Source organism: Skermania sp. ID1734, assembly GCF_007489285.1.
Classification (GTDB): Bacteria; Actinomycetota; Actinomycetes; order Mycobacteriales; family Mycobacteriaceae; genus ID1734.
This window is the reverse complement of the sequence record NZ_VLIY01000016.1, coordinates 50,425-63,887: the sequence shown is the minus strand read 5'-3', so window position 1 is coordinate 63,887 and position 13,463 is coordinate 50,425. Positions and strand designations below refer to the sequence as shown.

Genomic DNA, 13,463 nt, shown 5'->3' with positions numbered 1-13,463 from the left:
GTCATGGTTATCGCGCGCAGCAAATATGACAAAACGTTGATGCGGGTGCGTCGAATCGGGCGCACGCCACTCGACGTGCTCGATCGCGCCGGCGAGCAGATGTCGTTCTACACGCGGGCAATCGGTTGGAGCCCGCGCACGGTTCGCCGCTACAAGGGCGAAGTTCTACGCCTGCTCGCCGAGGTGAGCTTCGGTACGGGCGCGTTGGCGGTGATCGGCGGCACGATCGGCGTCATCGTCATGATGACCATCGCCGTCGGTGTGGTCGTCGGTCTGCAGGGCGCCGCGGGACTCGATGAACTAGGCACATCCGCACTGACAGGCTTCCTAACGGCCTACTTCAATACCCGAGAAATTGCGCCGCTCATCGCGGCGCTTGCTATGTCAGCGGTTGTCGGTTGTGGTTTCACCGCACAACTCGGTGCCATGCGGATTTCCGAGGAAATCGACGCGCTGGAAGTGATGGCGGTTCCCAGCCTTCCGTTCCTGGTGACCACCCGAATGCTCGCTGGATTCGTGGCTATCATTCCGCTCTACGTCATCGGTCTGTTGGGTTCCTACCTCGGGTCCAGATTTATCGCGACGATGTTTCTGGGTCAGTCCAGCGGTACCTACGACCACTACTTCAACCTGTTCCTACCGCCGCAAGATGTGTTGTATTCCTTCGGCAAGGTGCTGGTATTTGCCTTCGTCCTGATCTTGATCCACTGCGTCTACGGGTACACCGCCAGCGGCGGCCCGGCGGGCGTGGGCGTGGCGGTCGGTCGCGCGGTGCGGGCCGCGATCGTCACGATCATGGTTCTCGACTTTTTCCTTAGCCTCGCGATCTGGGGTACCACGACGACAGTGCGGGTGGCTGGATGAAAACAAGGGGAGCAACCTATCGCAACAGGGCGCTGGGCTTGGCGTTTCTGGTCCTCGTCGGGGCCTTCGTCTGGGTCACGATTGCCATGTACAACAAGCAATTCACCAAAGTGGTGAAGGTGAACCTGTTGACCGATACGGTCGGCAATTCGCTGCCGAAGAACGCGGATGTCAAGATCCGCGGTATCGAGGTCGGGCAGGTGCGTGACATCGCACCGCAGGGACCAGCCGGATCGGGAGAGGCCGTCAAGGCAGTTCTCGCGATGAACCCGGACAAGATCGACAAAATCCCGTCCAACGTCACCGCGCGATTGCTACCCAAGACGTTGTTCGGTGAGCGCTATGTCGATCTGGTGTACCCCGATAACCCGTCGGGGGAACACCTCGCGGCCGGCATGACGATCAAGCAGGACAAGAGCGGCAACGCCATCGAGCTGGGTCAGTTGTTCGACAGCGTTTTGCCGCTGCTGCAAGCGATTCCGCCGAAGGACCTCGCGTCGACGCTGGGCGCGCTCTCGCAGGCGCTGTCCAATCGTGGTGAGTCCCTGGGCGTCACGCTGGATCGGCTCAATACCATCGCCACCCAGGTCAACGGCGAAATGCCGGACCTGCAACAGGATTTGCGCCAATTGGTGACGTTCTCGAATACTTATTCCGACGCATTCCCGGAATTGATCGACGCGCTCAACAACCTGCGCACCACCAACGCGACGATTGTGGACAAGCGCCCGCAGATCGTCGACCTGTTCTCTTCGCTGACCAGCACTGGTGCGGTCACGGCCGACTTCCTGAACGCCAACCGGGACAACATCATTGGCCTGAGCGCGGACTCCAAGGAAGCCCTGTCGACCTTGGCGACGTATTCGCCGGAGTTGCCGTGCGTCTTCGCCAACTTCGCCAAGATCAAGCCGCGAATCGACAAAATCATGGGCGCCGGCAGTCCCGAGCCGGGATTGCGTGTCTCCATCGAGCTGACCAACACCCGCGGGCGCTACCTGCCCAACCAGGATGAGCCGCGATTCTTCGACAACCGCGGTCCGTGGTGTGAGCCGGAGTTGCCGCTTGGAGTCGATGTGGGCCAGTACCCCGGTGGGAAGTCGGTCAACGACGGCTCTTACCAGCCGCCAACGCGCTACGCCGGCCCCGCGCCGACGTACTACCCCACGCCGCAGTTCTCGCTGTTCCCCGGTGGGCCGAAGATGGCCGCGCAGCCTGCCAGTATCGCTGGTTCGCCGTATGAGAAGCACACCATGGCGGCGATCTACAGCGCGGCCAGCGGCGTTGCGCCGCAGGATATTCCGTCCTGGACCACCCTGATCGGGGCGCCCGCGTTCCGAGGCAGCGAGGTAAGCGTGCGATGAAGCGAATTCCATTTTCACCGCTGATCAAACTGATCATTTTCGCGGTGTTGACCATCTTTGCCACCGCACTGCTGGCCTTCAGCATCGCCAACACCATGGGCGGCGGCGGGGGGACCTTCAAGGCACGGTTCTCCGATGCGACACTGCTCAACGCCGGTGACGATGTGCGGATCGCGGGTGTTCGGGTCGGCACGGTGAAGAGCGTCGATCTGGTCGATCACCGGATCGCCGAAGTCACGTTCACCGTCACCGACCGGGATTGGCTGCCGGCCAGCACCATCGCCGCGATCAAGTTCCGCAACCTGGTTGGCCAGCGGTACATGGAGCTCGACCAGGGCACCGGGCAGCAGGGCTACAAGATCAACGACGGCGGCACCATCCCGCTGGCGCAGACCAAACCGCCGGTCAACCTCACCACCTTGTTCAACGGCTTCCGGCCGCTGTTCCACACCCTGACCGCGGACGATGTGAACAAGCTGTCGTTCGAGATCATTCAGGTCTTCCAGGGCGAGGGTGGCACGATCACCGATTTGGTGCACGACACCGCGTCGCTGACCAACACGGTTGCCGACAAGGACCGGGTCATCGGCGAATTGGTCGACAGCCTCAACACTGTGCTGGACACGGTCAACAAGCGTGACGACAACCTCAACGACCTGATCATCAAGACGCAGCAACTCGTGACGGGTCTGGCCAATTCGAAGGACACCGTCGGTGCGTCGGTGCAGTCGCTTGGCGACCTGACCGTCGCCGCCAACGACGTACTGGTGCCGACCCGGCCGTCGCTGCAGGGTGCCATCGCCGGTTTGAACGAGGTAGCTGGGGAAGTCAGCTCGCGCCGAGACGAGGTGAACACCGTTCTCCAAAATCTGCCGATCAAGATTCAGAAACTGGGCGCCGCCGGTAGTTACGGCTCGTGGTTCCAGTTCTACCTCTGTGGCCTCGACATCGTCGCTGGCCCGGGCCATGCTCCGCAGTTGAACCTGCCGGCGGGGCTGCCCACCATCAACCAACCGATGTATACCAATGCAGCACCGCGCTGCGGTAAGGCTGGTGGTCCGTAATGGAACGCAGGCGAAGTCCGGCGATGATCGGGTTCCTCAGCATCTTCATCGTGCTGCTGATCACGATCTCCGCATTCTTCATCAGTGAGCTGCCCATCATTGGCGCGGGCGCGCAGTACAAGGCCCAGTTCAGTGAGGCCGCCGGGTTGAAGAAGGGCAACGAGGTCCGCATCGCCGGGGTGAAGGTCGGTAAGGTCACCGACGTCAGCCTCGACGGCAACAAGGTGATAGTCGCCTTCCGCACCAAGAATGCGTGGGTCGGCAATGACACCACGGCCTCGATCCAGATCAAGACGCTGCTGGGTAAGAAGTACCTGGCGCTGGACCCGCAGGGCGACAAGATGCTCGACCCGACCCAGGTGATCCCACTGTCGCGGACCACTTCGCCGTACGACGTCATCGAGGCATTCAGCGACCTTGCGAAGACCACCGGTGAGATCGACACGAATCAGCTCGCCCAAAGCTTCGAGGTCCTCGATCAGGCCATGGCAGGGACGCCGCCGGAGATCCGCAGCGCGATTGACGGTGTTGCCCGGCTGTCGGACACGCTCGCCAAGCGCGACACGCAGTTGAAGAAGCTGTTCGCCGCGACCAAGACCACCTCGAAGATCCTTTCCGACCGCAACGACGACTTCCAGAAGTTGCTGTCGCGGGGTGGCGAATTGCTCGCCGAGCTCAACTTCCGGCAGCAGGCGATTCACCAGTTGTTGACCACGTCCCAAACGCTGTCGACCGAACTGACCGCTTTCGTCCATGACAACGAGGCACAGATCGGCCCGACGCTCGTCAACCTCCAGGCAGCCGTGGACCTTTTGAACAAGAACGAGCAGAACCTCAACAAGACACTCGAGCTCGCAGCACCGTTCTACGGCGTGTATGCAGACGTCCTCGGAACTGGCCGCTGGTTTGACGTCGTCGTCACCAACCTGACCCCGCCCGGATTGCCGGCTATCCCCGGTTACCGTGATCCCATTCGAAAGTTTGGGCAGTAGCCATGAGCGAAAACACTGAGCAGAATCTCGATGAATCGACCGTGTCGGACCGGCGTGCGCGGGTGCGCAAGGTTGCGCCGATCGCCCTGATCGTGGTCGTGCTGATCGGCCTGGGCTGGCTCGGCTGGTGGCTGTTCCAGCGGGCCACGACCACCAAGATCACGGCCTACTTCGATTCCGCAGTAGGCATCTACTCGGGATCCGAGGTCCGCATCCTGGGCGTGCCGGTCGGCAAGATCGACTCGGTGGAGCCCGAGGGCAGCCAGGTCAAGGTCGAGATGAGCGTCAACCGGAAGTACGACGTTCCGGCCGACGCGAAGGCCGTCCAGATTGTCCCGTCGATCGTGTCCGACCGCTTCATCCAGCTCACTCCCGCCTACAGCGGCGGGGAGAAGATGGCGCGCGAGGCCACCATCCCGTTGAGCCGGACCGCAACTCCAGTCGAGGTGGACCAGCTCTACGCCAGCGTCAACAAGCTGTCCAAGGCACTCGGGCCAAACGGTGCCAACAAGAACGGCGCACTCACCGACCTCGTGCACACCGCTGCCGCCAACTTCAACAACAACGGTGAAGCGCTGCGGACCAGCATCACGAATCTGTCCAAGGCTGCGCGGTACCTGTCCGACAGCCGCGGCGACTTCTTCGACACAGTGAAGAATTTGCAGACGTTCGTGAGCATGCTGGCCGCCAACGACGACCAGGTTCGGCAGTTCAACAGCCAGCTTGCCGACCTGTCCACCTTCCTGTCGGGCGAGCGCGAGGACCTGGGTAAGTCGCTGAACCTGATCTCGGTGTCGCTCGGTGACGTGGCCCGATTCGTGCACGACAATCAGGATCTGCTGCACAGCAACTCCGAAAGCCTGACCACCCTCACCAAGACGCTGGCTGACCAGCGCGACAACCTGGCCAAGGTGTTGGCTATCCTGCCGGTGACCGCCAGCAACCTGGTCAATGTCCACAACGCGGAATCCGGCACGCTCGACATGCGCCCGTACTTCCCGCAGTTGCAGGATCCGTTCGGCACGCTGTGCAAGCTGATCGACTTCGGCAAGTTGAAGCCGGGCGACCCGCAGTTCGAGGCCCTCGGCCGGCAGATGAAGCCGATCCTCGATAACTGCACCCGGGTAATGGACCAAATCACCGCGGGCATCAAGACGCCGACGCTGAACCTGCCGTTCGGCATCCTCAGCGGTGAAAACGAGCAGCGGGCTCCGCTGCCCGGAACGGTGCCGGGCAATCCCTCCCCGCGCCAGACCGACGGTGTGGCACCGTCGCAGCAGCAAGGGGGTCGGTGATGCGTAAATCGATTTCACTGCGGCCAATTCCCCGGAAAATCCGGGTCGCGGCGGTCGGTTCCGGGCTGTGCACCGTGGCGCTGTTTGCGTCGTCCTGTTCACAGGGAGTTTCCTCGGTCCCGTTGCCCGGTGGCGCCGACGTTGGCGATCACCCGCTGCACATCACTGTGCAGTTCGACAACGTGCTCGACCTGGTGCCGCAATCTTCGGTCAAGGTCGACGGTATTTCCGTCGGCAAGGTCGACAGCATCTCCGTGGGCCCGAGCGGCTGGACCGCGAACGTCAAGACGGAGATCAACAACTCGGTGAGCCTGCCTGCCAACGCGACCGCGGAGGTCAAACAGACCAACCTCCTCGGTGAGAAGTTCGTGTCGCTCGAGGCGCCCAAAGAGAATCCGTCGGCGCAGCGACTTGCCGATGGCGCGGTCATTCCGTTGTCGCGCACCCGGCACGCGGTGGAGATCGAGGAGATCTTCGGCGCACTGTCGTTGCTGCTGAACGGCGGCGGAGTGGCGCAGTTGCAGCCGATCGTGACGGAGCTGAACAAGGCAGTCGGCGGCCGCGAACCGCAGGTGCGCGCGTTGCTCGAGCAGGCGAACACGTTGATCAGCGGCCTCGAAGAACAGGTCGACTCGATCACCAAGTCGCTCGACGGCCTAGACACCCTCAGCACCCGAGTCAGCCAGCAGAACGACCAACTGGGCAAGCTGATCGACGAGTTGCCGAAGGGCGTCGGCATCCTGCAGGAACAGCGTCCGCAGTTGGTCGCCATGCTGGGCCAGCTCGACCGCTTGGGCAAGGTCGGCTACGACGTGCTCAACAATTCCAAGCAGAACCTGATCACCGATCTGCGGTCCTTGCGCCCGACACTGCAGGCGCTCGGGAAGGCCGCGCCGGATTTGGTGACTTCACTGCCGCTGGTTCCGACGTATCCGTTCCCGGACTCGAGCTTGCCCGCACTGCACGGTGGTTCGATGAACCTGTTCGCCTCGGTGGACCTGCAGGTCGGCGATGCATTGTCGAACCTGGGCGTCGGTAAGGCCGACCCGGTCTACTACCCGCCGCCGGGTCGCCCGGTCCCGGTCAATCCGACCAACCCGTACTACAACGGCAACGGTCCGCGACCGGGCTGGCCGACCGTTTCGCTGTTACCGTTGCCGCCCATCATTCCCAACCCGATACCGCAGCCTGGCGTTCCTGCGCCCGGTGCGCCGGTCTCCGATCCGATGGGTTCGCTGCTCAAGCAACTAGGGGTGGGTCCGCGATGAGGTCACGTACGGTACGTATCCAACTCGCCGCGTTCGTCATCATCGCGGTGTTGGGCATCATCTACGTGGGTGCGCGCTACGCGCGGATCGACAAGCTGCTCGGCTTCCGTCAGTACCCGGTCACGGTGCAATTACCCGACTCCGGCGGTGTCTTCCCGAACGCCGAAGTCACCTATCGCGGTGTGCCGGTGGGCCGGGTAGGCGACATGACGCTCACGCGGGACGGCATCAACGTGCAACTGCTGATCGACAGCAGCGCACCAAAGATCCCGGCGTCCACGAAGGCCGCCGTCGCGGACCGGTCGGCCATTGGTGAGCAGTACGTCGATCTGCGCCCGGAGACCGACAACGGCCCGTACCTGGAGTCGGGTTCGGTCATCCCGGTCAGCCGGACAAAGATTCCGACCCCGGTTCAGGATGTGCTGGCCAACGTCAACTCGCTGGCGAAATCGGTGCCGTTGGACGACCTGCACACCGCGGTGGCCCAGCTCGGCGTGGCATTCGACGGCCAGGGCGACAACCTGCAGTCCTTGGTGGACTCGGTGACGAACTTCAGTGAGACCTTCAAGGACTCGCTGCCGCAGACCCTCGCGTTGATCCGCGACGGCCGCACCTTCCTCGACACTCAGGCCGAACAGGCAAATGCGATCGGCTCCTACAGCGTCGGGCTGCAGTCAGTTACCGCACAGTTGCGCGACTCCGATCCAGACGTCCGGCGACTCGTCGACACCGGGCTCGATTTCAGTGGCGAGCTGGGCAAGCTCATCACCGACAGCGGTACCGCGCTTACTACCGACCTGACGAACCTGCATCAGACGATGGTCACGGTGGCGCCGAAGGCGTTCAACCTGAAGCCGCTGCTGCAGTTGCTGCCAGGGCTGTCCATCGGTGGCTCGGGCGTCGCGCCGGGTGATGGCACTGTGCACCTCGGGTTGGTGCTGGAGACGAATAACCCGGTATCTTGCACGGTCGGCTACGAGAGCACCTATCAGATGCTCGCGCAGATGAAGGCGCAGAACCCGAACTTCGATGACAGCCGCGACGATATTCCGTTCAACACGAACGCCGGCTGTAAGGTGCCCGAGGGCAACGCCACGGACGTCCGCGGACAGAAGAGCGTGATCTACGACGACCCGTCCGTTCCGCAGCCGTGGGACAATGTGCCCAAGACTGATCCGGATAAGCTCAATCTCACGCCGATCGCTACGCAGCTGTCGACGCTGATCGGTGTGGTTCCCAAGCGATGACTAGGTTAAAAGTGTGAGTGCAGACGACCCCGCGGTCAGCAACGAAGACAACGAAGAATTTCCCAGCGAACGGTTTCCCGAGGAGATCAGCGAGGAGACGAACGAAACTGGCCGATCGTGGCTGCTGCCGGTAGCCACGGCGGTCATGGCGATACTGGCCGTGGCCAGCGTGGTCGCCGCATGCTTCTTCGTGTTCGCCCCCGGCTGGGGTGGTTTCGGGTGGGTACACGCTGCGTTCGTGGAGCAGCCTCGCGCCGACACCCGTGAGGCCGCTCTCGACGGCGCGCGGCAAGCGGCGGTGAACCTGAACTCGATGAATCCCGACAACATCGACGGCAGCATTGCGCTGATGCAGTCGTCGTCGGCCGATGACATGCTCGACCAGATCAACTCGAACCGGGACAAACTCAAGCAACTGGCGAGTTCCAGCAAGACCCGGCTGGAGTCGACGGTGATGGGCGCGACGATCACCGAGCTGAACACCGACGATGACACGGCCAAGGCCATGGTGGTCCTCACCCAGACTTCGACTATGCCGGACCAGAAGCCCACGAAGCAGCGGGTGACCTGGACGCTGGCGATGAAGAAGGTCGGTGATGTCTGGAAGGCGACGCAGGCCACTTCGCTGGGCCCGCCGGTGCTGCTCGACACCCCGCAGGTCGACCAGGGTGGCGCCGCGCCGCCGGCAACGCCGGCACCCGCTCCGGCCGGTCGTTGATCTGTATTTGACTTAGGGATTTTTCGCTGATGGCAACGAATCGTCGTAATCGTCCGAACACTTCGCGTCGGCCCCGCGTGGCAGGGAGCTCAACGCCGGGTCGTAAGCCCGCGCCCGAACCGGCCGAGCAGCCGGCGGCCGAACCGACCCGGAAGACGCCGGCCTTTCGGCGTGGATCCGGCTCGTCGCTGCGCCGCAAAGAGCAGGCGGACTCAACCCAACCGGCGCCGGACGTCGCCGCCGCAGGACCAAGCGAGCGTTTCGCGAGTCTGCGCCGCGTCCCGGACCGGAATTGGCGGCTCGTCGCGATCCTCGGCGTGGTCACCGTGGTCTTCGGCATCATCGCGGCACTCGCCGCGTTCAAGCCGGGGGCTCGGGTGTCCAACGAAGCCTATGTCGACACGGCGAAGACCGAGCAGGTGAAGGCGGCCACCGAGAACGCGCTGAAGACGCTCTACAGCTACGACTACGAGCACATCGACGGCTACCCGGACAAGGCCCGCCAAGTCATCACCGACGACATGCGCAAGAAGTTCGACCAGACCGTCGGACAGACCGTCGCCGCAGTCAAGCAAGCGCAGACCAAGACGGATGCGACCGTCGACCCGATCGGCGTCACGCTGCTCAATGGCGATAGGGCGGAACTGCTCGTCAACCTGACCGTGAGCGCCACCAACAAGGGCGTGGCCCAGGACAGTGCGTCGGGGCCGATCGTCGTGGACATGGTGAAATCAGGCGACAACTGGGTGGCTTCCAACATCGTCGATCGGTGATCGACGCGCCAAACACCGCCGTAAACCTTGACGCGGCCGCTCGTACGAGTCACTCTATTGGCCATAACATGCAACAATCTTCGCCAGATGCACCCGAGATACACCTGAAGAGCCAGCGGTAGGTGTCCCGCCGCAATGACTGCGCGGGGCACTCGGCTCGGGTGTTATTTCTGCTGCCGCTAGACATGGCGCCGAATATGGTGTAAGTTCGGACGTTGCGCTGGCTGCCTCCTGTCCACCTCTCGACTGCATCGCTGAATCCGCCATTTTCGGTGGTTGCTTTCCGCCTGCTGTGGACGAGTTTCGTTCGGGTCGTGACCAGCGAAATTCGTAGCAAAAAACAGCGATGGCCACCCACTCGGGTGGCCCGCGTGAGGTGCTGGAAGGACGCATCTTGGCAGTCTCTAGCCAGACCAAGGCTGAATCGTTCGCAGTTCCGGGAGCCCCGCAGCGGGTTTCCTTTGCAAAGATCCGCGAGCCCCTCGAAGTTCCGGGGTTGCTCGACCTGCAAACGGATTCGTTCGAATGGCTTATCGGTTCGCCGGAGTGGCGTGAGAAGGCCGCATCGCGCGGCGATCACGCCGTCACCGGCGGTTTGGAGGAAATCCTCACCGAACTTTCGCCCATCGAAGACTTCTCCGGTGCGATGTCGCTGTCCTTCTCGGACCCGCGCTTCGACGAGGTGAAGGCGTCGGTTGACGACTGCAAAGAAAAGGACATGACCTACGCGGCGCCGTTGTTCGTCACCGCGGAATTCATCAACAACAACACCGGTGAGATCAAGAGTCAGACGGTCTTCATGGGTGATTTCCCGATGATGACCGACAAGGGCACGTTCATCATCAACGGCACCGAGCGCGTGGTCGTCTCGCAGCTCGTCCGTTCGCCGGGCGTCTACTTCGACGAGACCATCGACAAGACCACCGAGAAGATGCTGCACAGCGTCAAGGTGATCCCGAGCCGCGGTGCGTGGCTGGAATTCGACGTGGACAAGCGCGACACCGTGGGTGTGCGCATCGACCGCAAGCGTCGCCAGCCGGTCACCACGCTGCTCAAGGCGCTGGAGCTGACCGACGAGGAGATCCGCGAGCGGTTCGGCTTCTCCGAGATCATGATGACCACGCTCGAGAAGGACCCGGCGAAGAACACCGACGAGGCCCTGCTCGACATCTACCGGAAACTGCGTCCGGGCGAGCCGCCGACCAAGGAGAGCGCGCAGGCGCTGCTCGAGAACCTGTTCTTCAAGGACAAGCGCTACGACCTGGCGCGAGTTGGTCGCTACAAGATCAACAAGAAGCTCGGCATCCACGTGGGCGAGCCGATCACCTCGACGGTGCTCACCCGCGAGGACATCGTCGCGACCATCGAGTACCTGGTTCGGCTGCACGCCGGTGACACCACGATGACCGCCCCGGGTGGCGTCGAGGTGCCCGTCGAGGTCGACGACATCGACCACTTCGGCAACCGTCGCCTGCGCACGGTCGGCGAGCTGATCCAGAACCAGATCCGGGTCGGCCTGTCGCGCATGGAGCGCGTGGTCCGTGAGCGGATGACCACCCAGGACGTCGAGGCCATCACGCCGCAGACGTTGATCAACATTCGCCCAGTCGTGGCCGCGATCAAGGAGTTCTTCGGAACCTCGCAGCTGTCGCAGTTCATGGACCAGAACAACCCGCTGTCGGGCCTGACGCACAAGCGTCGCCTGTCGGCGCTGGGCCCTGGTGGTCTGTCGCGTGAGCGCGCCGGCCTCGAGGTCCGCGACGTGCACGCGTCGCACTACGGCCGCATGTGCCCGATCGAGACGCCGGAAGGCCCGAACATCGGCCTGATCGGTTCGCTGTCGGTGTACGCGCGGGTCAACCCGTTCGGCTTCATCGAGACGCCGTACCGCAGGGTCGTCGACGGCCGGGTCACCGACGAGATCGTGTACCTGACCGCCGACGAGGAAGACCGCTTCGTCAAGGCCCAGGCCAACGCGAAGGTCGACACTTCCGGTCGGTTCACCGAAGACCGCGTCCTGTGCCGCCGAAAGGGTGGTGAGGTCGAGCTGGTGCCGCCGTCGGATGTCGAGTACATGGACATCTCGCCGCGACAGATGGTTTCGGTCGCGACCGCGATGATTCCGTTCCTCGAGCACGACGACGCCAACCGTGCCCTGATGGGTGCCAACATGCAGCGTCAGGCGGTTCCGCTGGTTCGCTCCGAGGCGCCCGTGGTGGGCACCGGCATGGAGTTGCGGGCCGCCGTGGACGCCGGCGACGTGGTGGTCTCGGACAAGTCCGGTGTGGTCGAGGACGTTTCCGCCGATTACGTCACGGTCATGGCCGATGACGGCACCCGCCGCACCTACCGGTTGCGCAAGTTCGCCCGCTCCAACCAGGGCACCTGCGCCAACCAGCGCCCAATCGTCGACGAAGGTCAGCGGGTCGAGCTCGGCCAAGTTCTTGCTGATGGCCCGTGCACCGAGAACGGTGAGATGGCGCTCGGCAAGAACCTGCTAGTGGCGATCATGCCGTGGGAAGGCCACAACTACGAGGACGCCATCATCCTGAGCCAGCGGCTCGTGGAAGAGGACGTGCTCACCTCGATCCACATCGAGGAGCACGAGATCGACGCCCGTGACACCAAGCTCGGTGCCGAGGAGATCACCCGGGACATCCCGAACGTCTCCGACGAGGTCCTCGCCGACCTCGACGAGCGTGGCATCGTGCGCATCGGTGCGGAGGTCCGTGACGGCGACGTGCTGGTCGGCAAGGTGACCCCGAAGGGTGAAACCGAGCTGACGCCGGAGGAGCGACTGCTGCGCGCGATCTTCGGTGAGAAGGCGCGTGAGGTCCGCGACACCTCCCTGAAGGTGCCGCACGGCGAGTCCGGCAAGGTCATCGGCATCCGGGTGTTCTCCCGCGACGAGGATGACGAGCTGCCCCCGGGTGTCAACGAGTTGGTCCGCGTGTACGTGGCGCAGAAGCGCAAGATCCAGGACGGCGACAAGCTCGCCGGCCGGCACGGCAACAAGGGTGTCATCGGCAAGATCCTGCCGGTGGAGGACATGCCGTTCCTGCCGGACGGCACGCCGGTCGACATCATCCTCAACACCCACGGTGTTCCGCGTCGTATGAACATCGGTCAGATCCTCGAGACCCACTTGGGCTGGATCGGCAAGACCGGTTGGCAGATCGAGGGGAACCCGGAATGGGCCTCGGCGCTGCCCGAGGAGATGCACGCCCAGGGGCCGGACACCCGAATCGCGACGCCGGTTTTCGACGGTGCCCGTGAGGAGGAACTGACCGGGCTGCTCGGCTCGACGCTGCCCAACCGCGACGGCGAGGTGATGGTCGGCCCGGACGGCAAGGCCACGCTGTTCGACGGCCGCTCGGGTGAGCCGTTCCCGTATCCGGTTTCGGTCGGCTACATGTACATCATCAAGCTGCACCACCTGGTCGACGACAAGATCCACGCACGTTCGACTGGTCCGTACTCGATGATCACCCAGCAGCCGCTCGGTGGTAAGGCGCAGTTCGGTGGTCAGCGCTTCGGTGAAATGGAGTGCTGGGCCATGCAGGCCTACGGCGCGGCATACACGCTGCAGGAGCTGCTCACCATCAAGTCGGACGACGTGGTCGGCCGCGTGAAGGTGTACGAGGCGATCGTCAAGGGCGAGAACATTCCGGAGCCCGGTATTCCGGAGTCGTTCAAGGTGCTGCTCAAGGAGCTGCAGTCGCTGTGCCTGAACGTCGAGGTGCTCTCCTCGGACGGGGCGGCGATCGAGATGCGCGACGGGGACGACGAGGACCTCGAGCGTGCGGCCGCCAACCTGGGTATCAACCTGAGCCGCAACGAGTCCGCGACCGTCGATGACATGGCGCAGTAACAGTCCGACT

The 13,463-nt window shown here is 63.3% G+C and carries 10 protein-coding genes; all 10 read left to right on the top strand.

The genetic code is table 11. The annotated features are described in order from the left end of the window. The first annotated feature begins 3 nt into the window (after positions 1-3). The 10 genes from FOS14_RS19075 (at position 4) to FOS14_RS19030 (ending at position 13,453) form a co-directional block, all read left to right on the top strand. Entirely contained in the window at positions 4-864 is an 861-nt protein-coding gene (locus FOS14_RS19075; protein ID WP_143772412.1) for an ABC transporter permease, read from the top strand. Beyond that, positions 861-2,225, top strand: a complete 1,365-nt coding sequence (locus tag FOS14_RS19070; RefSeq protein WP_143772411.1) for an MCE family protein — start codon at positions 861-863, stop codon at positions 2,223-2,225. Before FOS14_RS19075 ends, FOS14_RS19070 begins: the two co-directional genes overlap by 4 nt. Then, on the top strand, positions 2,222-3,289 hold the full coding sequence (locus FOS14_RS19065; protein WP_143772410.1) for an MCE family protein: 1,068 nt from the start codon (positions 2,222-2,224) through the stop codon (positions 3,287-3,289). Before FOS14_RS19070 ends, FOS14_RS19065 begins: the two co-directional genes overlap by 4 nt. Next, positions 3,289-4,281, top strand: coding sequence for an MCE family protein (locus FOS14_RS19060; RefSeq protein WP_143772409.1), 993 nt, complete (start codon positions 3,289-3,291; stop codon positions 4,279-4,281). Before FOS14_RS19065 ends, FOS14_RS19060 begins: the two co-directional genes overlap by 1 nt. 2 nt (positions 4,282-4,283) lie before the next feature. Continuing rightward, positions 4,284-5,576, top strand: coding sequence for an MCE family protein (locus FOS14_RS19055; RefSeq protein WP_185981837.1), 1,293 nt, complete (start codon positions 4,284-4,286; stop codon positions 5,574-5,576). Continuing rightward, positions 5,576-6,844 (top strand): MCE family protein, encoded by a 1,269-nt coding sequence (locus tag FOS14_RS19050; protein ID WP_143772408.1) that lies wholly within the window; start codon positions 5,576-5,578, stop codon positions 6,842-6,844. The genes FOS14_RS19055 and FOS14_RS19050 overlap by 1 nt, the downstream gene beginning before the upstream one ends. After that, positions 6,841-8,091 (top strand): MCE family protein, encoded by a 1,251-nt coding sequence (locus FOS14_RS19045; protein ID WP_143772407.1) that lies wholly within the window; start codon positions 6,841-6,843, stop codon positions 8,089-8,091. Before FOS14_RS19050 ends, FOS14_RS19045 begins: the two co-directional genes overlap by 4 nt. Before the next feature lie 13 nt (positions 8,092-8,104). Beyond that, a complete protein-coding gene (locus FOS14_RS19040) occupies positions 8,105-8,809 on the top strand; it encodes a hypothetical protein (protein ID WP_143772406.1) in 705 nt (234 codons plus the stop codon). Positions 8,810-8,886: 77 nt separating this feature from the next. After that, positions 8,887-9,582, top strand: a complete 696-nt coding sequence (locus FOS14_RS19035; protein ID WP_143772405.1) for a hypothetical protein — start codon at positions 8,887-8,889, stop codon at positions 9,580-9,582. 376 nt (positions 9,583-9,958) lie between these two features. Beyond that, positions 9,959-13,453: a DNA-directed RNA polymerase subunit beta gene (locus tag FOS14_RS19030; protein WP_143772468.1), complete on the top strand. Its 3,495-nt coding sequence runs from the start codon at positions 9,959-9,961 to the stop codon at positions 13,451-13,453. Positions 13,454-13,463 lie beyond the last annotated feature (10 nt).

Coding starts and splice junctions, on each gene's coding strand:
- FOS14_RS19075 (WP_143772412.1), top strand. CDS start 4: ATGGTTATCGCGCGCAGCAAATATGACAAAACGTTGATGCGGGTGCGT.
- FOS14_RS19070 (WP_143772411.1), top strand. CDS start 861: ATGAAAACAAGGGGAGCAACCTATCGCAACAGGGCGCTGGGCTTGGCG.
- FOS14_RS19065 (WP_143772410.1), top strand. CDS start 2,222: ATGAAGCGAATTCCATTTTCACCGCTGATCAAACTGATCATTTTCGCG.
- FOS14_RS19060 (WP_143772409.1), top strand. CDS start 3,289: ATGGAACGCAGGCGAAGTCCGGCGATGATCGGGTTCCTCAGCATCTTC.
- FOS14_RS19055 (WP_185981837.1), top strand. CDS start 4,284: ATGAGCGAAAACACTGAGCAGAATCTCGATGAATCGACCGTGTCGGAC.
- FOS14_RS19050 (WP_143772408.1), top strand. CDS start 5,576: ATGCGTAAATCGATTTCACTGCGGCCAATTCCCCGGAAAATCCGGGTC.
- FOS14_RS19045 (WP_143772407.1), top strand. CDS start 6,841: ATGAGGTCACGTACGGTACGTATCCAACTCGCCGCGTTCGTCATCATC.